Consider the following 19,819-nt stretch of genomic DNA (forward strand, 5'->3'; position numbering starts at 1 on the left):
TTAAACAAGAGCTTCCCGCACTAACAAAATGGGCATTTTCCCGTGATGATAGTGTGGGAAGTTTTTGTAATATATGGTAAGATAAGCAAAGCTAAGAAGTTTACTGGACTAGAGGAGGTTGTATGATCTACGTGAATCAGGCCGGCTATGCGCCGGAAGAGGTAAAACACGCAACTTTGGTGGGGGATAAGAACTACACACTCTGCAACAAGGACGGAAAGGTGATAAAGAACGGTGAGTGCGAGCTCTCGTTTGACGCCAACAGTGCAGAGGAAGCAGCAGTTATCGATTTTTCAGAGGTGAAGGAAGAGGGTACATATTACTTCACAGATGGAAAGGGTAACAAAAGCGCTGAGTTTGTTATTGGGAAAAAGCATTACGACGAAGCTCTCTGGGCTTCAATGAAGATGTTTTATTTCCAGCGCTGCGGCATGGAGCTTGAGGAAAAGTATGCCGGAGTATTTGCAAGAAAGGCCTGCCACTGCGGCGGCGGACACATGCTTGAGGATAAGTCCATAAAACGCAAAATGCTGGGCGGCTGGCATGACGCAGGTGATTACGGAAGATATGTGACAGCAGGTGCTGTTGCTCTCGGACACATTTTATATGGTTATGAGATGTTCCCTGAGGAACTGGGGCTGGACCTCAACATTCCGGAGAGCGGCGGTGCGATGCCGGATATCCTTGCTGAGTGCAAGTATGAGTTAGACTGGATCCTTGATATGCAGGATGAGGACGGCGGTGTTCATCATAAGTGTACATCCCAGAATTTCTGCGGATTTATCATGCCTGATGAGGATGATCTTCCTATGGTCATCACTCCTGTATCAAGTCTTGCAACAGCTGACTTTGCAGCAATCATGGCTCTCGCAAGCCGCATTTACAGACAGTACGATGCAGCTTACGCCGACACTCTTGCAGATGCAGCAAGGAAGTCATGGGACTGGCTTGTAAAAAATCCTTCATTCCTTTTTGAGAATCCGAAGGAAGTTACAACAGGAACCTACGAGGATATGTGCGATACCGACGAGAGACTTTGGGCAGCAACCGAGATGTATCGCCTTGATAAAAACGAAGATGCAAAGAAGATCATTTTCGCTGTAATGGAGCTTCGCATAAATCTCTCATGCCTTGGATGGGCAGACGTCGGAGGCTTTGGAACTCTGGCTGTAATAAACGGCGGAGCAGAGCTTTTCGGAGAGGACCTTTACAAGAGAATGACTCTTAAGTGGCTCGATGAAGCTGACAGATTAAAGGGCCTTGCTGAGAGTAACGCCTTTGGAATTACACTAAGACCTGAGGAATTCACCTGGGGAAGTAACATGGTGGTTCTCATGAATTCCATGATCTTATGTGTGGCTCATCGTCTTACAAAGGATGACAGCTATCTTGAGGCGGCGGAGTATCAGCTTGATTACATCTTCGGAAGAAATGCTATGGACCTTAGCTATGTGACAGGAATTGGTGAGAGAGCATTCAGACACCCTCATCTTCGTCCCACAGAGGCTGACGGAATAGATGAGCCTATCCCGGGATTCGTATCAGGTGGTCCGAACTACAGACCCTGCGACGAAGCTGCTAATCCTGATAACATGTCAGATAAGCCTGCCATGAGAAGATATGCGGATGATATGAGATCCTACTCAACCAATGAGATAACAATTTATTGGAATTCACCTCTTGTGTTTGCACTTGGGTACATGAATTCGGTTAAGTGATGATTAGTCCTCACAGTGAGGATGAGCTTTGAAATAGAATTAAATCTGTGTAATACGGACCTGATTCAGTGAATGAGTCGGGTCTGTATTTTTTTGATGGTATTTTGACTTTGGAATAAGTGATATGGCGGATGAGATTGGGCAGTGTGTGAAATAGTGATTTGTAACGGTACTTCAACGTGCTAAATAGGAAAATTAACTGTATCGTTTTCGCCATAATCATAATTTATGCGGAGATGACTGGGAGTTATATTAGTTACATCAAATAGAAATGCGAATCCGAAGCATCTTCGGGGGACATAAACAATGTGTGATGCAAAGAAAGGTGAGTATTATGAGTAAAAAGAAATTAGTTAAAAGCAACAATCGTAAGATCTGTGGCGTATGTGGTGGTATCGCTGAGTATTTCGGAATTGATCCATTCATTGTCAGACTCATTTGGGGAATCTTAGCATTTGCATGGGGAACAAGTATTTTCGTTTATATCCTGCTTGCATTTATCATGAACGACAGTCCTGATTATATCGAGGGTGATGAGTATAGATCAGAGCCCAGAAACATCGAGGAGAAGAACGTGATCAATGCAGAGCCCGTTGGATTTAGACTGAACAACGGCGTTAAGGAAGAAATTTACCGCTAATCACAGCGCAGGATAAGCATATATAGAGGGAACTATATATTTGATATATATTGAAGCCCCGGAGCACGAGAGGGAACGTGTTCCGGGGCTTTTTGTAGTGTTTTTTTGTTTGGTTTGTGGCCTTTTTGGGAGCGGTGGCGGTGGTTTGGTGGAGGGGTTACGTCTATCTGTGGAGTTGCTTCTAAACTGGTTGTTGCGCTGGAGTGCTGGGGCGGTGGCGTTACGTCTATCTGTTTGATTGCCCTTTAATCGGTTGCCTCGCGGGAGCTTTGTTCCGGGAGGTATTGCGTCAATCCGCGAGCAATTATTCCAACCGGTTGCACTGAGAGAAAGCTTGTTGGAAGGTTGTTACGCCGGGCTAGGGGATTGTCACTAAATCGGTTACCTCGCGGGCGCAACATTCAGAGCGGCGTTGCGTCAATCCGCGAACAATTATCCAGACCGGTTGAACTAAGAGAAAGCAAGTTGGAAAGGGATTACGCCGGCCTGGGGGCTTGTCCCTAAATCGGTTACCTCGCGGTGGCAACATTCAGGGCGGCGTTGCGTCAATCAGCGAACAATTATTCATACTGGTTGAACTAAGAGAAAGCTTGTTGGAAAGGAATTACGCCGGCCTGGGGGATTATCCCTAAACTGGTTACCTCGCGGGTAAAATCCACATAGATGAGGTACGTCAATCCGCGAACAAAACCTCCCATAGACTTCACACCATTCATTTCGCCTTATTATTAGTCTTCCACAAGAACAGTCTGATAAGGAATAATGTTCCTCGTACGCATAACTCTGTGCACATAGCTATCCATGCGCCCTTAAGTCCATACTTTGAACCAAGAAATGCAGCCAGTGGAATTCTTACAGTCCAGACACTTATGAGATTGAGTACACTTGAAAGAAGTGTCTCTCCTGCACCTCTGAACACACCGGCTGCAACAATTGAAGCTCCATAAAGCGGTTCTGCAAATGCTTCAATTCTGAGGATCTGCGTTCCCAATTCTCTGATCTGCTCATCAGGAGTGAGGATTCCAATCATCTGCGGTGCAAGTATCCACATAAGTGCACCACTTAATCCCATTATTGTCATGCCAAGAGCAACCGCAATAAAGCCCAGTCTTTTTCCGAGCGCTTTTCTTTTTGCACCAATACACTGTCCTACAACAGTTGTTGCAGCGACACCTATTCCAAAGCCCGGCATGTAGCACAGACTCTCTGCGGTTATTGAGAATGAATTAGCTGCAACAGCGATAGTTCCAAAGGGTGAAACAATTCTTGTAAACGCAACGTAAGCAAAGCCCATGATGATATTGTCGATTGCAACCGGAATGGCTATTTTCAAAGCCTTCGGCAGTTCTTCATTTGCAAAGATCCTGAACCGCGGAATCTCTTCTCTTCGTCCTGCAATGTGCAGCATCTCTGAACGAACTAAGAGAAGATAAAGCATGATGCATGCTGTAATAACTATGGATATAGATGTACCAAGAGCCGCACCAACTACGCCTAATCTAGGAATGAGCAGCGCATTAAATAGTACATCAAGTGCACACATAATAATGCTGAATATGCTGGGAAGTCTGATGTTTCCGCTGGATTGGATCATTCCCTGGGATACATAAAGCATCTCATGAATTGGAATTGTCAGAGCATAAACAAGAAAATAGTTTGACGCATCATGTCTTATTTCCGGTGCACCACCCATCCATGTGGGTAAGAATCCGCTTATGATAACGCCTGTCGCAGAGAGAACAACACTAAACAAAAGCGCTGTAAGAAGTCCCCATCTGACTATCATTCGCGCACCGGCCTCATCCTTTGCTCCAATTCTGTGTGCCACGCGTACCGTAAATCCCATACTTGCAGCGGTCATAACTCCGCCAAAAAGCCAGGTGGTACTAGATACGAGACCTATGGACGCCGAGGCTCCAGCACCCAAATGCCCTACCATGGATGCGTCTATATATTGCATTATTATTGATGAAATCTGAGCCAAAATCGCCGGAAGACTAAGATGAAGAATCAAAGAAATCTCTTCTCTTAAAGTAAGCTTTTGACCATTTCTTATTGCCTTTAATGGATCTTTCGTTGTCATTGAAATCTGTTCCTTGTTCGTAATTTTCCAGAAATGGATATTACTTTGCACACTATTTATTGTCAAGTATACGTATCTTATTGGCTCTCTTTCAACTTGATTTTTCACTGTTTAACCGATCTGAATAATTGCTCGCGGATTGACGTACCTCATCTATGTGGATTTTACCCGCGAGGTAACCAGCTTAGGGATAATCCCCCAGGCCGGCGTAATTCCTTTCCAACAAGCTTTCTCTTAGTTCAACCGGTATGAATAATAGTTCGCGGATTGGCGTAACGTCCCATTGAACAAAGCACCCGCGAGGTAACCAGTTTAGGGATAATCCCCCAGGCAGGCGTAATTCCTTTTTAACTTGCTTTCTCTCAGTGCAACCGGTATGAATAATAGTTCGCGGATTGACGTAACGTCGCCCAAAACAGAACCTCCGCGAGGTAACCGATATAAGTGTAATCGGACAAATTGACGCAACGTCGCCCGAAACAGCCCCTCCGCGAGGTAACCGATATAAGTGTAATAGGGCAAATTGACGCAACGCCGCCCGGAACAGCCCCTCCCCGAGGTAACCAGTCGATAGTAAATCAAACATATAGACGTAACTTCCCCCTCGCCAGGCGGCGACACATCGCTTCAGAAAATAACAACATTCCCACAAATCAGGCATGGTCACCTCTTCAGGTTGGCATGTTTGGCGGAACCTTCATTGACAATCCGGATTTCCCTGAGCTCAACAAGGTTCTTGGAGAGCTGGCAGACAGAGAAGGCGTGTCCAAGGCAGCAGTAGCAATCGCATGGATCTTAAGGCATCCGGCAAAAATGCAGGCGATAATCGGAACCATGAATCCTGAGCATATCAAGGATATCTGCACAGCGACTGACGTTAAGCTCTCACATCACGATTGGTATGAATTATATCTTGCAGCTGGAAAGTTCTTACCGTAAAGTATACTCATAGACACAATTTAATCTGATAATATTGAAAAGGATGGCTATGGGGGCAAGAACAAAAAAGGAATGGATCATAAGATCCGTGATTTTGATGGTGGCGCTGGGATGCGTGATTCTTGCTTACGGAATGACGATGGTCATTAAATCCGGTGCGGGAACGCTTATATGTGTTGCGCTGGTTGGGCCTGTTGCCGGAATATTCCTTCCGGTGAATGAGAGGATAGTTGCCGGAATTATGAAAAAATTCCGTTACTAGATAAATTTAAGAAAGTCAGAAGAGGAAAAAATGAATGAGTGAAACAATCTATTTTGCAGGGGGATGCTTCTGGGGAACCCAGAGATTTTTTGATCAGTTTGATGGAGTAGAGAGTACGGAAACCGGCTATGCCAACGGACCGACACAGAACCCCACCTACGAGGAGGTCTGCAACGATTCAGGCCACGCCGAGACAGTTAAGGTGGTGTACGACAGCAGCAGGATAAGCCTCGAGGAGCTTATCGATAATTATTTCAAGATTGTCGATCCGGTTTCAGTTAATAAGCAGGGCGGGGATGAAGGAATCCAGTACCGCACAGGAATCTATTATACAGACAATGCGCAGCTTCCGATCATTCAGAAGAAGATGGAGGAGCTTGAAAAAGAGATCGGCCAGAAGAGTGCTATTGAGGTGTGTGAGCTTGAAAACTTCTACAGCGCTGAGGAATACCATCAGAAGTACCTTGTGAAAAATCCTACAGGATATTGCCACATTCCTGCTGTGATGTTCGAGCTTTACAAGAAAAAAGGCAAGGCAGAGTAAGCGCTTGTTTAGTGGATTTTTGCATTGTATAATTAACAAGAATCTTAATAAAAATTTTTTTTATGAAGGTGCTCTTATAGGGCACCTTTATTGATGTGAAAGGGAACTATGAAAAAAAGAGTAATGATGTTGCTTTTGGCAACCGTGTTGGGAATTGGAGCTACAGCTTGTGGCAGTGACAAGGATAGTCAGGATAAGTCTGAATTAGTCATGGACGAATCCAAAAAGAAGGCGGATACAGAGACTTCAGAAGACTCAGAAGCAGCCACAGATGAATCTACAGAAACTACTGAGAACGCAGATGCTTCTTCAGAAGAAGCTTCAGCAGAGAATAGCAAAAACTCAGAAGATGCTGAAAATGCAGAATCTGAATCTACAACAGAAACAGATGCTTTAGATGAGACAGAAAACGCAGAAACCCCCGATGGTATCTGGGAGACCTACCTGGCTTCCTCCGACAAAGATGCAATCGGCATGGATGATGAGAATGGCAATCCCTACACCATAATCTACAAGGGACAGTTTGCAGACGATACCTTCACTGCCTACGGTTCAATGGGCTATAGAAGTGATTATGATTCTGACAGCACCTATATCACCGATGAAGAGCCGCATGTTTTCAAGCTTAGTGAGGATGCGGTCTATAACAACACCAAGGGACAGCAGGTAACGAAGGAAGAGTTCGCAGAGCTTTTCAATGAGGGAATGTCCAAGAAGTATCATCTCGGAATGCTGGTAAAGGAGGGAATGGTATCCCACTTCTTCCTGGATGAAGTTAACTTTGCACCCAATCTTCCGTCTGAGCAGGCTGCTACGGATATGAGAGACTTCTTCTTCCCGGAGGGTGAGGGCGAGTATAACTATGACGTTTATAATCTCATGCTTGAGGATGATGAGAGCGTCAAGGTGAAGGTTGAAAAGAAAGAGACCTACAGCGAGGGTGATGTGTACACCATAACTCTCCTTCGTGATGAATGCCCCGGAAGTACAGATGTAGACGGATCTGACAGATTCAGACTTGGCTACTACTATGTAACAGAAGGCTCAATATATTACCTCAGAGACATTGTGGACGAGACTCCTGCTGAGGAGGACTTCTTAGAAAACGGCGTAGGTGTCTGTGCGCCTGAGGATGATGAGAGCACAGTGGATACCTTCGAGCTTAGAATTGAGCACGATGGCGATATCTGCAGATACAGATGCTGGGATACCGCAGTTGAGACAGGCTGGTACTGCAGAATGGAGTGGACTAAGGGAGTAGGACTCACCTACTACAGATCCGGTTATGGCGCAGAAGCAGAACCCATCGAAATAGCCCTCGAAGGCGTGGAAGTAGATCGTGAGTCTTAACTGAATCGATAGACGCGACATCACGATAAGCGCAGCAGATTTTCCAGAACCCTGACAACCCAAAACAAAGGGGGACCAATCATGACAATACACCAAATCCTACAAAACCAAATCGATTCAATATACGGCAAGAGCCTTGGCGAGAAAACCGGCAGGGTTCTTATCCCTGCCTTCATTGGAGACTTCCGTAAGGTTCTTGAAAAGAGCGACCTTGGCACCACAGTCTCCGAGGAATACATGACTGAGGATAAGAAGATGCACCTTATCTTCACGGGACAGCGAAGGATGGGGGCAGCAGGCTTCGACTTCATTGTCACATCCTGCAAATGCAACGATAAAGAGCTGCTGACAGGGGAGCTTTCACTCTTTCCTGCAATAGCGGGCTTATAACTTCTTTCAGGGGGGGAACATACTTGGAGGAAACGTATGAAAAAGAAATTTATCATTTCTAAACTTCTGATCTTTTCACTGATGATATGCTTCGTACTTGGGAGCTTAAGGTTTAACGTCAATGCGGCGAAGAAGAAATTCGCCTATGATTACGGCGTGTTCCTGTCGGTTAATTCCGGGAAAAGTGCCTTTAAGAAATTCAAGGATTACAAGACGATAGTGATCGATGTTCAGAACGGCTTTTTGTCAAAGGATATTAAGAAGCTTAAAAAGCAGGGCCACAAGGTCTACAGCTACATCAACGTCGGTGCCATCGAGAATTACAGAGATTACTATAAAAGCTACGAGGACATAACCCTCGGTGTATACGAGAACTGGCCTGATGAGAAGTGGGTTAATGTCCATGATGAAAAGTGGCAGAGATTTATTTTGGATGACCTCTCATCGAAGATCATTTCCACAGGCGTGGACGGCTTTTTTGTGGATAACATAGATGTCTATTACCAATACCATAACGACGATATCTACTCCGGCGTGGAGACCATACTTAAAGGCCTTAAGAAAAAGGGCAAGGTCATCATCAACGGCGGAGATACATTTGTCACAGAATATTATGATAAAAACAGAAGCCTAAATGATATTCTTGACGGCGTAAATCAGGAGACTGTTTTCTCAAGGATTATCGATTATGACAAGGATAAGTTCGGGAAAAACAGCTCCTTAGACGCAAAGTACTTCAAGAAATATATGAAGCTTGTAAAGAAGTGCAGGAAAAAATGCTACCTTCTGGAATACACGAAGGATAAGAATCTTAGCAACAAAATTCAAAAATACTGCAAGAAAAAAGGCTATAAATACTATATTTCAGATAAGCTGGATCTGTCTTAAAAAGCTGCCGGATACCTCAAATGCTCCAGCTGCTTGGTGACCTTCTCCTTTGTCAGTGGCTTTAATATCAGGCCGCTGCAAAACATATCCAGAGCCTTCATGGCGTTAGCCGGATTCTCGGTAATGAATATTATGTTTGCATGGGGATTTAAATCGATCAGCTTCTGTGCCAGAACAAAAGCGTTCTCATTAGATAATTCCGCATCGATAAATGCGGTGGAAATGCTATTGGTGGTTGCGTGGCTGTAGGAATCAACAGCGTTGCTGAAGCTGTCGAGACGGTCGTTGCTTATAATATCTGAAATCATCAAAGAGTATTTTGTCTTTAAATCAGGGTTATCTTCAACCAGAATAACTGAACCGGTAGCACTATCCTGATAATCTGCCGGCATGTCGGATCTATCCAAAGCGCCACCGCTTGGATGGTCCGATTTGTTATATCTTACAACAAGGTCAGATATACTGATATTCAGAGCGCGGGAAATTTTGTCCAGCATTTCAAGGTCGGGCTTACGTATTCCGACTTCCCAGTTTCCAACACATTTTCTTGTGACGAAAAGCATGTCTGCAAGGAAGAGCTGCAAAAAAAGGATCGTTTTTCTGCTAAAACCGGCACTGTATATGAAGATAATTTAATAGAAGCTGAAGGCGAAGTAACTGTATATGGAGCCGAAGTTGAAGGTGAAAAAAGTGGCAAGCTTTTGCATAGAAAGGGAAGTGCCTCTGCAAAATTCCTGACTACTGACTTTAGCGCAGCTGCCGGAGTAGGTTCATATGTTGTTAAAGATAAAGATGGCAAGCAACATCAAGCCTTTGGAGTGCAGGCAAAAGCAGGTGGAAACCTTTTCATAGGCAGAGCTAAAGCCGCAGGTTCACTTTCGTTATTTAAAAAAGGAGCGTTGGGAGTTCAGGGAGATATTGACGTTAAGGTTGGAGGAGTAGCAGCAGAGGTTGGTGGCTGTTGTCAATACATTCCCGGAAAAGGGTTTGAAATGGCCGTGAAGGCAGAAGCGGGACTATATGCTGTAAATGTAACTGCCTCTGCCGGAGTAACTGTTCTTGGAATAAAAGCCGATGTAACAGCATCCTTACAATTTGGAATAGGAGGCAAATTCAATATCGGATTTAAGGATGGAAAATTCCAAATGGAAGTGGGTGCATGTGTTGGACTTGGTGGTTCCTTAGGAATATCGTTAGATTTTAATGGACTAGTAAATATGATTAAAAAATTAAGGGAAGACATTAAATATGCTACTCTTGGACCAAGGACGGCAGACGGTAAACCGGTAGTTATAGTAAGTCCGATTTTTCAACCATAATAACAATTATGTATATAAATATTAAGGAGGTATACAAATGGCAAATGTAATCAGAGTAACACCAGAGGAACTGAAGGCAGCTGCATCAAGAATGGAAACGTGTTCCGATGCCTTGAAAAAGGAGACGGATGAGATGGTCGAAATAGTTGATACTCTTACTGGTCGTATTTGGAGTGGTGAAGCTCAGAAAGAGTATGTGTCCAGGTTTGATGCTCTTTCGATGGACATTGAAATGCTTCATAAGCTGATCAGTGAGCATGTTGAGCACCTTAATACGATTGCAAACGAGTATCAGACTGCTGAGAACACAAATAAGGAAGTTGTAGAGTCACTCTCAGCGAACATCATTTCCTGACAAAATATAAAGTGAAAAAAGTAGAATAGATTATCGTATAGAAAAAATAGGAGGTAATGATATGCCGGAATTTATTGTAACAGCACAGGAAGTTAAGAATAAAGCGATGGAGCTTCGCAAGATTAATGCTGAATTCAAAAAAACAGCAAGTGACCTTGAAGGTGAGCAGACACGTCTTAATACTATGTGGGAAGGCGATGCTCATGATAATTTTGATATGGCATATAAAAAGAATAAGGTACACATTGAGAACTTCTATAATGCAATTGAAAATTATTGCGTCAAGCTTGATGAAATTGCTGCTAACTATGCTAATGCAGAGAACAGAAATGTTTCACTGGCAGCCGGACAAGACGCATAAGTATGTAGAAGAAGGACATTAATAAGCGTGTTGCAAGCCTGAATAAGAAAAACATAATGCATGAAAAAACAGTGGAAGGATTTAAAACCTATCCACTGTTTTTATATGGCAGAAATGAATTTTAAATAAGGTTATATCCGGTATCACTCTGCAGAGGATGCCTTTTCATAGAGCATCTCAAGGGCTTCCGGTGTCACAGAACCGACCTGGTTATATATGACATTACCCTTTTTATCCAGGACGATTGTCTGAGGAAGAGCGCTGGAGCCGTTTACTATTTTGAATATGGTCTCTGCATCATCATCGATGGCAAAGGGGATATCCCATCCCTTCTCTGCGATGTAGGCGTTAACATCCTCGGTTGTGAGATTGGCATGTACTGCCAGCATTGCGATGTCACCCTCGTGTTTGTGATAGAGCTCGTTAAAGTGAGGAAGCTCCTTGACGCAGGGACCGCAGTAGGTTGCCCACAGGTTGATGAATACTACTTTACCTTTTGTGTCTGAGAGGTTGAAGGTGCTTCCGTCTATGCACTTGGTTTCGAAGGTTTTAAGACGCTGACCGATTTCATAGCCTTCGGGTGCGATGCTTTCTGTCTCGGGAGTTTCGGTTGAAGTGTTTTCAGATACCTGAGCGTTGGTATCTGCCGCATCTGCGCTTGCTTTTAGTGAAGGATCAAGGAAATTGGTCCAGATAATTGCAAATGCGAGAACAAGGACAGCTATGATGCCTATGACAGGTGCTGCCTTCTTAACCTTATTTTCTTCCTCTGTATTTACGAATTCCTGCTTGTGTGGCTGGATAAGTGTGAACCCACCGGCTTTCATTGACAGCGCACCCTGGTTGCAGCGTGCAACGCACTGGGCGCAGTGGATACATTCGTGGTCGCCTACTTTTTTAACATCCATCTTACAGAATCTTACGCAGGCGCCGCAGTTGTTGCAGCGATTAGCATCGACCTTAACGCCGATGACTGAGAGTTTGTTGAATATTCCGTAGATTGCGCCAAGGGGGCAGAGAAAACGGCAAAATGACCTGTAACAGAAAATGCACGCCAGGATCACTATTACCATGATTATGAATTTCTGTGTGAAGATTGGTCCAAGCATTGACAGAAAGCTTGGATTTTTGGGAATCATAAGCATAGCTCCTTCAGAGGTTCCTGCAGGGCATATGTATTTACAGAATCCCGGAACCGGGATTCCCTGGAAGATTCCGTAGTAAACTGGAATTGACACCACAAAGATGACGATGATTATGTACTTGAGATAACTGAGAGCTCTTGTAAAACGGCTCTTTTTTAATTTTGGAGTGGGAATCTTGTGCAGAAGCTCCTGGAGCATGCCGAGAGGACATATCCATCCGCAGATGGTTCTTCCTAGGAGCATGCCATAGAGTAGAATGATTCCAAGTACGTAGAATCCGATATGTTTATTAAGAGATCCAAGGGCATTCTGAATGGATCCCAGGGGACATGCACCGATTGCCCCGGGGCAGGAATAGCAGTTGAATCCGGGAACGCAGACGGCTTTCGATTTTCCTGTGAAAATCTGTCCCTCTGCAAAGCCCCTAAGATGCGCATTATAAAGAAGAGCACTATAAAGCTGTATTATCCTTCGCTTTGTAGGCTTGTGCGCGTTCCACCATGATACGTTTACCGAAGATTGATTATTATCCAAGGCCTATACACTCCGTACATATTTTGGATGCCTTAATAAGCACATCACTCATGCTTCCGTTGAAGATACCGATAATGATGAATATGATGGCTAATGCCAGGACGGTAAGCCTGACCTTGTTTGTAATATTGTCCGCCCCCGTGTTAGCCACATTCTTACCTATATCGATACCGGTTGCTGCCTTGTCCTGATTGTCATCACGAACACTAAGGAAGGTACTTAGGATTGTTACAAGAGCGATCAGGACAAATAAAGGCAAAACAAAAACAGCGTTATCAGCAATTGCCTCTGCAGTGTATATGTTTGCCATGGGATTTTCCGCACGCGCAGCCAGACCTTTCATATAAATAGAGAGGTCCAGTACGATCAGTACGGCGGCAGTTATAACACACAAAAGAGCTTCAATTGTCAGTAAAACTGTTTTCTTATTCATAGTTAAAACCTCATGTTTTTTCAGGGAAAATACCCCGAAGAGATTTAATATAATCCGTGAATATAATTTGTCAGTTTTTGTCGGTCATAAAAATTTTTAAGATTTGATATCACATAGTCCGGATCTGTTCCCTTATCAATGTCATAAAAGACGCCATTTTTCACAAATGACAGTTGATAATGACCTGACAGCTGGAATACCGATCCGGTGGCAGTGGACATATGAAGAACGCAGCAGGTTCCGCCACCTGAGGTCTGGCCCAGCAGTGTGACCTTATGGCTGCTCTTAAATATGCAGGGAACAAGGTTACCGCATGAAAAGCTGATGGGAGATATCAGGCAGTAGAGCTTGTAGCCTGACAGGGAATCCTTTTCATCATATTCGTGGTTAAGGTCAGAATCCACATAGTAATAGTCTGTGGTCATGGCATCTGTAAACAGGTTGCGCAGGGAGTATTGACCTTCTCCCAGGAACATTCCTATCACATACGCAGCAGCATCAACATCGCCTCCTGTATTAAGGGAAAGGTCAAGAACCACATTTTTGACAGGACTGCCTTTTCGCGTAATTTGCTGATAGCTGTACAGCATGCCACCTATGGTGTCAGAGAAGTTACTGTCAGGAGGATTCTTATAATAGTCCTGAGTTGTAGTTATAAATTTATCGAATGTGATATATGCAGTATCTCCTATCTCTTCATAAAAAGGGACTTCGTCATAATAGCTATCTCTGATGTCACTGAGTCTGGTTTGAAATTCTTCAAAGGAAACGGTTGAACTTCCTTCAGGTGGCACATTATCAGGGTCATATCCTTTGTAATAGGATGGGGCAACGTAGGTGCTGTGGAGGTCATCCAGATGAACATTTAGCAGCTCCTGAATAGCGCCGTCTACCGTAGCGGGGTCAGTACTTAACAGGTCGGCTTTAAGACCGGTGTTATCAAAAAAGTTTTCAAAGGTGCTTATGCCATGTAAGTCCTTAAGGCCATACAGATTATCAAGTGCGAGACATAATTCATTGTAGCTGAACTTGACCAGATCCTCAGGGATACTTCCGGCGGGAGCACTGTAATATACTTTTCCAAGGTCATAGAGTCGCCCCCTGGGATTGATAATTTCATTATATCCAAGGATAATAACCGATTCTCCATTAAAGAGAAGGCTGAAGTAATTATCAACACAAAGAAAATCACTTATCGTTGCTAGCGGAACAAAACAGCCTTCCTCTGTGCCTATAATGTCGATGTTATAGTCTGACAGAGAAAGGGTGATTTCATTCCCATATCTTTCATAGGCATAATCGGTGTGCTGAAAATAATTGGTGGTTCCGTCCGGATTGAAATCATTTCTTTTCATTATATCGATAAGTCTTATTGAATCCGGAGGCAGGATAAATGCATCATAGTCAAAGTAGGTAATGGTATCCTTGTCGGAATCCACTTCCATCGTGTATTCGTTTTCTCTTGTGAGTGTTGATACACTGCCGTATTCCGATAGCTCCAGCTCGTAGGTGGGATAATATGTAGAGTGGTAAATATATTCCAGGAGGTATTCGGTTTCGGCCATGGATATGTAAGGGACAGATGGCATATGGTCAAAAAAAGCCAGATTAATTCTGTCCGGATTGAAGGAGCTGCCTAAGTAAAGGGGGAACTCCTTGTAGGTTACTTTATAATCTGTAGCCGGTTTGGCTTCGCTTTTACTTTCTTTATCCTCCGATAAGGGAGTAGTTGTATGTAAATCAGCAGAGCCGTCCTGCGCGGTGTCGCTTACCGTATCCCGATCAGCTTCGACACGGACCGGGTTCTCGGCCTTTGGCGTATCCTTAACGGCAGGACTGCTTCCGCATGACATGGAAACAAAGGCACAGAGCGCAAATATTGGTATTAAGCGAACTGTATTCTTTGTCATTATAGTTATTTCCTCTGGGGCTTAATTCTTTTCAATAGTGATAGTAAGAACAGTGTTGTTCTTTTCTGTCTTGTATGCATCCGTGTGTTTTTTGTAGCCCTCCGGAACCTTGAGAATATGTACATCATAAATTCCTGCGGGCTCTTCAAAGGAGGCTATTCCCTTATCATCTGTCACACCCATCATGCAGGTGTTATCAGTACAGAATTGAACCATTGCACCGGGAACGGGATTGCTATCTGTATCTACTACTATGATCTGATAGGCCTTATCTGTTGAGCTTGATAATTTGTTTCCGCTTGTAGGTGTTGGAGGTACTGTGCCTTCCAGAAGTGCGTCGATATAATCCTCATATTCATCTACAAGTGCACCACTGATGGGATTGCCTACAAGCTCACCATTGCTGTTTACAAAGAAAGAAGTGGGCCAGCCCTCACTCATGTCGAGGGTTTCGTACCATTCATCCCAGGTAATAAGGTTAGTATAGGTTACGCCATTTTCCTGGAGGAGTGCAGTTGCTTCATTTAAGCTGTCTTCATCCTCAATGTCCGCGCAAACTCCTACTATCTGGCAGTTCTTGGCAGCAAGTCTGTCGTTTATCTGCTCCAATTCTGAGAGCTCACCAACGCAGAAGCCGCACCAGGTGGCCCATACATTTACCATGGTTATTTCGCAGGGGGCAAAAAGGTCCTCACTGCTGACAACATTGCCATCTAAGTCCTGAGTTACAAAGCTAAGCTGTCTACTTGGAACAGAAGCGCTGGTAGCAGTGGCTTCATCCTGAATATCTTTCTTTTCACCTATATTTGCTGACGCATTGACAGAGGTATTGGCTCCGCAGGCAAGAAGGCCTAAAGTAAGTGTGAGTAATAAAGCTGAAGTTGTTAATTTTTTGAATAAATTATTTTTCATAACAATCACCATTCCTTTTAAAACCCAAGACATAAATAATGGCTTAAATATGCTCAGACACTACATAGTTACATGAATTAATTATAATCTAACTGGCCTTTGTTCTCGATTAAGAAACTATTAAATCTACTGAGTTCAGAGGCTCTTTTTATTAAAAAAAAATAATTAATTTATTATTCTGCGATAAGAGGAAGCTCTGCATACAGAGATTTATTGTCAATTACATAGGAGTAGTTGTAATCATCCAGGCGGTCCGGAATCTCTTCTTCATAGAAAAAGTTCTCATCAAGAAAAACTATGTAAGGATCCCAGGTCATTAAAAGGAGCTTTAGGCTGTGACCTTTTTCCACGGTATATACTGTAGGTATCATGTAGAAGGTGTAATCATAGTACTTGCCGGTCTGTAGATCCTCACTTTCCGCATATTCGGAGGATTTTGGGCCACGACCGGGATTGGCAAGGTCAGTCCATCCATGGGATATGCATTTTGCGGTGGTGGGAGTTTGTTCCGGTTCTACAATGACAATAGGTTCTGCTCCGCCACCTATATCAACTACATCAATGTCCTTTGAGGGAAGAAGATTCTCATCTTCCTTATAGCATATATAGGCGTCAAATAGTTTACCTTCATCGACGGTATCTATCAGAACTGCTGTTATCATAAGACCTTCGAGATCGGTGTTGGGAGTTGACAGCTTTGCATGTATTTCGGGAACTCCGGAAATGGTTGCTCCTTCGGGGATATCAACATCGTATATTGCTGCATTGGAGATAGGCATTTCAAGGTAGAAATTCTCCATTTCTTCGACAGGGAATTCTGAATCCGGATAATAACTAATTGTATAATCGCCGAGCCCTTCGCTTGTAACGTCTGTTTTTGAATCGCTTTCTTCCGGATAAATCACGCACTTTTTATATTTTCCAAAGGAGTCATATTCATCAAATTCTCCGGTGATGTTATTCTGCGCAGTGATCTCAGCCATGTTTTCAATGCCGTTATCAACGCCATAGAGGTAATGGGCGAGCCACTTGTTTTCTATTTCTAACCATGGTTCATTATCGACCATTATGTTTCTGATTGTAGCGTGCCCATCCTGATGAAGCACCAGCTTAACTGTTTTGTTGGCCTTTTTGAAGGCGTTATACATAAGCTGTGCCTGTCTGGTATTGACGTTTATGTCATTTAGTCCCTGAATAATAAGAGCTGAGCAGTTTATTTTTTCATAGTCATCAGAGTAATCCGATTCAGCCCATATTTGAGTGTATTTTCCATTGGCTACGTCCTCGTCCTGTTCTACCTGCCACAGCCAGGAGCGATATTCGTCATTAAGTACGGTCCAGTCATCATCAAGAAAAACTCCGCCACAGTTATACAGCGCGAGTGCATGCTTGTAGGATGGATCTGAACGAAGGGGCACACCCTGGGAATTGGTGTAGTCATACCAGGAGGCGATGCCTGCGTAGGGGATGATTGTCTCAAGACCCTTTACACCTGTAGTGGCAACTTCATAGGGGAGTGTACCGCCGTAGGAGCAGCCGGTCATGGCGACTTTGCCATTTGACCAGTCAGCCTTGATTTCTATGTTGTTTTCTTTGTCGGTAAAGGCAATTCTGTCTCCTGTCAGCCATTCTACGACGCATTTGTGAGAATCGCGCTCCAGATCCGTACCGCAAAGTTCAAACCCCTCTGATCCGAAGGTGCCTATACCACAGGCTTCAACTATGGCATAACCACGCACCAGGTAATAGTCTAATTCTATTCCATACTCATAACTGAGTTGACCTGTCTTTGCGATAGTGTAGTCCCAGTCATCCGGATTGGCACAGAGGGCGGCTTCTTTTGTGCTCATATCACCGGAAGGAGTCCTCTTTTCACCTGCCTTATAAAGCTTTTCATAGTCGAAGGGCTTCTCGAGATATGTGTATTTTTCTCCTTCAGCTTCGGAAAAGTACTCTGAATTGACAGTACCTGCGGCGTAAGGTGTGGGATCGTAGATAGTAGCCGCTTTATACTTGCCATCTACAGCAGCAGTAGGTACCTGGACGAATGCTTTGACCAGATCTGCTTTTCCGTCATTGTCGGTGTCGTGATCTGTTTCAACATAGACGCAGAATCTCTGAATGTCATTATTTTCGTTGGTGTAATCGGAAGATCGCATTTCAGAATAATTGAGCATGGGTAAAAGTTTCCCATGCTCAATGCGAAGTATGCCTTCATATCCTATTTCTGACGTAGCTTCATCAAGGCCATCCGCCACGGGAACATTATTCTCAAGGGGAGATGACTTCAAGCTGTAAGCATCGGTTTGAAATGGTTTGCCTGATTGCTGCCTTGGAGTAGAGGAGCTTCCGCATGCGGATATAGTAAGACAGCATATCAGGGAAACTAATATAATAGATTGTTTCATTATCAGTTAATCCTTCTTACATAGGCATAGCCGCGCTTGGTGCTGCCATAGCCTGCATTAAAGAAATTGATTCTGCCTTCTCTGTAAAGCTTCTTGTTTCTGTTTGTAAGCTGACCGTTTCTAAGACCTACAACGCCGAAATATACGGGATCATGATCGCCCGGAATCAGGACTCTGTATACATAAACAGTTTCTTTTTGCCAATCATTTAAGTAATAGGTTTGTTTTCTGTCTTTGGCCTTGAGTCTTTTACCCGGTGAGCTGAGGTCTCTACGATAGCCACCGCTTACTGTGATGTTGTATACAGGGTCGCCATCTCTGTCGATAATGATTGTCTTATAATCTCCGAAGCCTGTATTTTTTCTCCTGCAGTCATTGCGGGAGTTTATGATATCTTTCTTTGAAAGATTTGATCTGTTGATTCTGATTTCTACCTGATAGGATCTGTATTCAACAAAATCATCGTTGGTATCAAGAAGTTTATCCTCCACGAGTGTGGAATTAATTGTATAGCGTGCTTTTCTTGGGGTAGCTCCGGGATAAAGGACACTGTAAACGTTACCTGAGCTGGATGTGTAAAGCTTACCGCAAAGACTGGCTGCCGCCCGTACCTCTGTAGGTGAAAATGACAACGCCAAAATAAGGGCAAGCATCAGTGCCGCCAGCTGCTTAAACATCTTCTTCATTTGAAAACCTCCTCATAAGAAATGATTTTTCTTCGCAACAATTTATTGGTATTCGTGACAAGTTTGGGTGATTCCGTTCCGTGACATTTTTTCCAGATATTTTCAAAAATATTGGATAAAATAATCATTACATAATTGGAAAAGCAGAACAAGGAACACCACATTAAACTATTATGTAAAAATCCTAAAGAACATCTGAAAAATTGGGTACAAAGGGGCACGTTCTGTGCCGTAAGGATTGCGGGAAAACGCTTGAGTATATACTGAAAATAGTGTATTATCGGTTGGTATGTCAAAAGAGAGGAGTTTTTAACATGAAAAATAACAAGAAGATTATTATCGGTGCAGTTATTCTGGTAGCATTAATCGCGGTTTTTGCCTGCGTTTACAAGTTCAACAAGCCCGCTACCAAGGCTGGTTCAAAGGATGTTGTGATCGCTGTTACAGGAAGCGACGGACAGACAACCTCCTACAATCTTTCAACAGATGCTGAGTATCTGATCCAGGCTATGGATGAGCTCGTAGAGAACGGTTCAGGCTTTACCTATTCAGGAACAGACGGTGAGTACGGCATGATGGTTGAGTACATCAACGACGAGAAGGCTATCTATGCTGAGGACAATGCTTACTGGGCACTGTATGTAAATGGCGAGTATGGACAGTACGGCGCAGACCAGCAGCCTGTGACCAGTGGGGATGAGTATACCTGGACCTACGAGAAGGCACAGTGATAAAAATTTTTTAAGGGACAGATTTAGAATGACCGGGACGAAACACAGATTTTCAATTCTTGATATAGCGCAGGCAGGTATTATGGTTGCCGTGATAGAGGTATCTAAAATGGCACTCAGCGGCATGCCTAACATTGAGCTCACGAGCTTTTGGCTAATTATGTTTACGCTATTTTTCGGATGGAAAATCGTGGTGGTAGTTCCGGTCTTT

At 43.7% G+C, this 19,819-nt stretch carries 20 protein-coding genes; 12 read left to right on the forward strand and 8 right to left on the reverse strand.

Annotation, left to right across the window (positions count from 1 at the left end; translation table 11 throughout):
- The first annotated feature begins 122 nt into the window (after positions 1-122).
- Both G601_RS22360 and G601_RS27200 read left to right on the forward strand, forming a co-directional pair.
- Positions 123-1,718: a glycoside hydrolase family 9 protein gene (locus tag G601_RS22360; RefSeq protein WP_035790471.1), complete on the forward strand. Its 1,596-nt coding sequence runs from the start codon at positions 123-125 to the stop codon at positions 1,716-1,718.
- Positions 1,719-2,052: 334 nt separating this feature from the next.
- Positions 2,053-2,358 carry a PspC domain-containing protein gene (locus G601_RS27200; RefSeq protein WP_081673432.1) on the forward strand — a complete coding sequence of 102 codons (306 nt, stop codon included), beginning with the start codon at positions 2,053-2,055 and terminating at the stop codon, positions 2,356-2,358.
- Between the two features lie 712 nt (positions 2,359-3,070).
- Here G601_RS27200 and G601_RS0107495 read toward each other — a convergent pair.
- On the reverse strand, positions 3,071-4,441 hold the full coding sequence (locus tag G601_RS0107495; RefSeq protein WP_026493547.1) for an MATE family efflux transporter: 1,371 nt from the start codon (positions 4,439-4,441) through the stop codon (positions 3,071-3,073).
- A gap of 459 nt (positions 4,442-4,900) precedes the next feature.
- Between G601_RS0107495 and G601_RS27205 the strand changes: the two genes are divergently transcribed.
- The 6 genes from G601_RS27205 to G601_RS0107530 all read left to right on the forward strand — a co-directional run bounded on the left by G601_RS27205 (position 4,901) and on the right by G601_RS0107530 (position 8,814).
- Positions 4,901-5,380, forward strand: coding sequence for an aldo/keto reductase (locus tag G601_RS27205; protein ID WP_330368819.1), 480 nt, complete (start codon positions 4,901-4,903; stop codon positions 5,378-5,380).
- 49 nt (positions 5,381-5,429) lie between these two features.
- Complete coding sequence (locus G601_RS0107510; RefSeq protein WP_026664999.1) at positions 5,430-5,642, forward strand: hypothetical protein; 213 nt, start codon at positions 5,430-5,432, stop codon at positions 5,640-5,642.
- Positions 5,643-5,676: 34 nt separating this feature from the next.
- Positions 5,677-6,186 carry a peptide-methionine (S)-S-oxide reductase MsrA gene (gene msrA, locus G601_RS22370; RefSeq protein WP_035790473.1) on the forward strand — a complete coding sequence of 170 codons (510 nt, stop codon included), beginning with the start codon at positions 5,677-5,679 and terminating at the stop codon, positions 6,184-6,186.
- Positions 6,187-6,294: 108 nt separating this feature from the next.
- Positions 6,295-7,536: a hypothetical protein gene (locus G601_RS0107520; RefSeq protein WP_026665000.1), complete on the forward strand. Its 1,242-nt coding sequence runs from the start codon at positions 6,295-6,297 to the stop codon at positions 7,534-7,536.
- A gap of 81 nt (positions 7,537-7,617) precedes the next feature.
- A complete protein-coding gene (locus tag G601_RS0107525) occupies positions 7,618-7,926 on the forward strand; it encodes a hypothetical protein (RefSeq protein ID WP_026665001.1) in 309 nt (102 codons plus the stop codon).
- Between the two features lie 36 nt (positions 7,927-7,962).
- On the forward strand, positions 7,963-8,814 hold the full coding sequence (locus G601_RS0107530) for an endo alpha-1,4 polygalactosaminidase (RefSeq protein WP_026665002.1): 852 nt from the start codon (positions 7,963-7,965) through the stop codon (positions 8,812-8,814).
- Here the strand turns inward: G601_RS0107530 and G601_RS0107535 are convergent.
- Positions 8,811-9,332: a response regulator gene (locus G601_RS0107535; protein WP_442852393.1), complete on the reverse strand. Its 522-nt coding sequence runs from the start codon at positions 9,330-9,332 to the stop codon at positions 8,811-8,813. The two genes, G601_RS0107530 and G601_RS0107535, sit on opposite strands and share 4 nt — an antisense overlap.
- Between G601_RS0107535 and G601_RS0107540 the strand changes: the two genes are divergently transcribed.
- From G601_RS0107540 to G601_RS0107550, 3 genes are all read left to right on the forward strand, one after another.
- Entirely contained in the window at positions 9,237-10,133 is an 897-nt protein-coding gene (locus G601_RS0107540) for a hypothetical protein (protein ID WP_026665004.1), read from the forward strand. The genes G601_RS0107535 and G601_RS0107540 overlap by 96 nt on opposite strands.
- Positions 10,134-10,170: 37 nt before the next feature.
- The gene (locus G601_RS0107545) at positions 10,171-10,488 is read left to right on the forward strand and encodes a WXG100 family type VII secretion target (protein ID WP_026493562.1); all 318 of its coding nucleotides are present in this window, start codon (positions 10,171-10,173) and stop codon (positions 10,486-10,488) included.
- Positions 10,489-10,549: 61 nt separating this feature from the next.
- The gene (locus tag G601_RS0107550) at positions 10,550-10,849 is read left to right on the forward strand and encodes a WXG100 family type VII secretion target (RefSeq protein WP_026493563.1); all 300 of its coding nucleotides are present in this window, start codon (positions 10,550-10,552) and stop codon (positions 10,847-10,849) included.
- Between the two features lie 143 nt (positions 10,850-10,992).
- On the opposite strand, the gene G601_RS25695 is transcribed toward G601_RS0107550, so the two are convergent.
- The 6 genes from G601_RS25695 to G601_RS0107580 all read right to left on the reverse strand — a co-directional run bounded on the left by G601_RS25695 (position 10,993) and on the right by G601_RS0107580 (position 18,877).
- Positions 10,993-12,528 (reverse strand): redoxin family protein, encoded by a 1,536-nt coding sequence (locus G601_RS25695; protein ID WP_081673435.1) that lies wholly within the window; start codon positions 12,526-12,528, stop codon positions 10,993-10,995.
- On the reverse strand, positions 12,521-12,961 hold the full coding sequence (locus G601_RS26810; RefSeq protein WP_035790474.1) for a CD1871A family CXXC motif-containing protein: 441 nt from the start codon (positions 12,959-12,961) through the stop codon (positions 12,521-12,523). Before G601_RS26810 ends, G601_RS25695 begins: the two co-directional genes overlap by 8 nt.
- Before the next feature lie 44 nt (positions 12,962-13,005).
- Positions 13,006-14,871, reverse strand: a complete 1,866-nt coding sequence (locus tag G601_RS0107565; protein ID WP_026665005.1) for a S41 family peptidase — start codon at positions 14,869-14,871, stop codon at positions 13,006-13,008.
- A 21-nt stretch (positions 14,872-14,892) separates the two neighbouring features.
- Positions 14,893-15,783: a TlpA disulfide reductase family protein gene (locus G601_RS24845; protein ID WP_051205665.1), complete on the reverse strand. Its 891-nt coding sequence runs from the start codon at positions 15,781-15,783 to the stop codon at positions 14,893-14,895.
- Between the two features lie 173 nt (positions 15,784-15,956).
- On the reverse strand, positions 15,957-18,191 hold the full coding sequence (locus G601_RS0107575; RefSeq protein WP_035790475.1) for a CocE/NonD family hydrolase: 2,235 nt from the start codon (positions 18,189-18,191) through the stop codon (positions 15,957-15,959).
- Between the two features lie 2 nt (positions 18,192-18,193).
- On the reverse strand, positions 18,194-18,877 hold the full coding sequence (locus G601_RS0107580; RefSeq protein ID WP_026665007.1) for a hypothetical protein: 684 nt from the start codon (positions 18,875-18,877) through the stop codon (positions 18,194-18,196).
- 314 nt (positions 18,878-19,191) lie between these two features.
- Between G601_RS0107580 and G601_RS0107585 the strand changes: the two genes are divergently transcribed.
- Positions 19,192-19,608 (forward strand): DUF4430 domain-containing protein, encoded by a 417-nt coding sequence (locus G601_RS0107585; RefSeq protein ID WP_035787349.1) that lies wholly within the window; start codon positions 19,192-19,194, stop codon positions 19,606-19,608.
- The last annotated feature ends 211 nt before the right edge of the window (positions 19,609-19,819 follow it).

Source organism: Butyrivibrio sp. FC2001 (assembly GCF_000424125.1).
GTDB lineage: Bacteria > Bacillota > Clostridia > Lachnospirales > Lachnospiraceae > Butyrivibrio.

What these genes read in the sequence shown, in the direction of transcription:
- G601_RS22360 (WP_035790471.1), top strand. Translation starts at nt 123, where the DNA reads ATGATCTACGTGAATCAGGCCGGCTATGCGCCGGAAGAGGTAAAACAC.
- G601_RS27200 (WP_081673432.1), top strand. Translation starts at nt 2,053, where the DNA reads ATGAGTAAAAAGAAATTAGTTAAAAGCAACAATCGTAAGATCTGTGGC.
- G601_RS0107495 (WP_026493547.1), bottom strand. Translation starts at nt 4,441, where the DNA reads ATGACAACGAAAGATCCATTAAAGGCAATAAGAAATGGTCAAAAGCTT.
- G601_RS0107510 (WP_026664999.1), top strand. Translation starts at nt 5,430, where the DNA reads ATGGGGGCAAGAACAAAAAAGGAATGGATCATAAGATCCGTGATTTTG.
- msrA (WP_035790473.1), top strand. Translation starts at nt 5,677, where the DNA reads ATGAGTGAAACAATCTATTTTGCAGGGGGATGCTTCTGGGGAACCCAG.
- G601_RS0107520 (WP_026665000.1), top strand. Translation starts at nt 6,295, where the DNA reads ATGAAAAAAAGAGTAATGATGTTGCTTTTGGCAACCGTGTTGGGAATT.
- G601_RS0107525 (WP_026665001.1), top strand. Translation starts at nt 7,618, where the DNA reads ATGACAATACACCAAATCCTACAAAACCAAATCGATTCAATATACGGC.
- G601_RS0107530 (WP_026665002.1), top strand. Translation starts at nt 7,963, where the DNA reads ATGAAAAAGAAATTTATCATTTCTAAACTTCTGATCTTTTCACTGATG.
- G601_RS0107540 (WP_026665004.1), top strand. Translation starts at nt 9,237, where the DNA reads ATGGTCCGATTTGTTATATCTTACAACAAGGTCAGATATACTGATATT.
- G601_RS0107545 (WP_026493562.1), top strand. Translation starts at nt 10,171, where the DNA reads ATGGCAAATGTAATCAGAGTAACACCAGAGGAACTGAAGGCAGCTGCA.
- G601_RS0107550 (WP_026493563.1), top strand. Translation starts at nt 10,550, where the DNA reads ATGCCGGAATTTATTGTAACAGCACAGGAAGTTAAGAATAAAGCGATG.
- G601_RS26810 (WP_035790474.1), bottom strand. Translation starts at nt 12,961, where the DNA reads ATGAATAAGAAAACAGTTTTACTGACAATTGAAGCTCTTTTGTGTGTT.
- G601_RS0107565 (WP_026665005.1), bottom strand. Translation starts at nt 14,871, where the DNA reads ATGACAAAGAATACAGTTCGCTTAATACCAATATTTGCGCTCTGTGCC.
- G601_RS24845 (WP_051205665.1), bottom strand. Translation starts at nt 15,783, where the DNA reads ATGAAAAATAATTTATTCAAAAAATTAACAACTTCAGCTTTATTACTC.
- G601_RS0107575 (WP_035790475.1), bottom strand. Translation starts at nt 18,191, where the DNA reads ATGAAACAATCTATTATATTAGTTTCCCTGATATGCTGTCTTACTATA.
- G601_RS0107580 (WP_026665007.1), bottom strand. Translation starts at nt 18,877, where the DNA reads ATGAAGAAGATGTTTAAGCAGCTGGCGGCACTGATGCTTGCCCTTATT.
- G601_RS0107585 (WP_035787349.1), top strand. Translation starts at nt 19,192, where the DNA reads ATGAAAAATAACAAGAAGATTATTATCGGTGCAGTTATTCTGGTAGCA.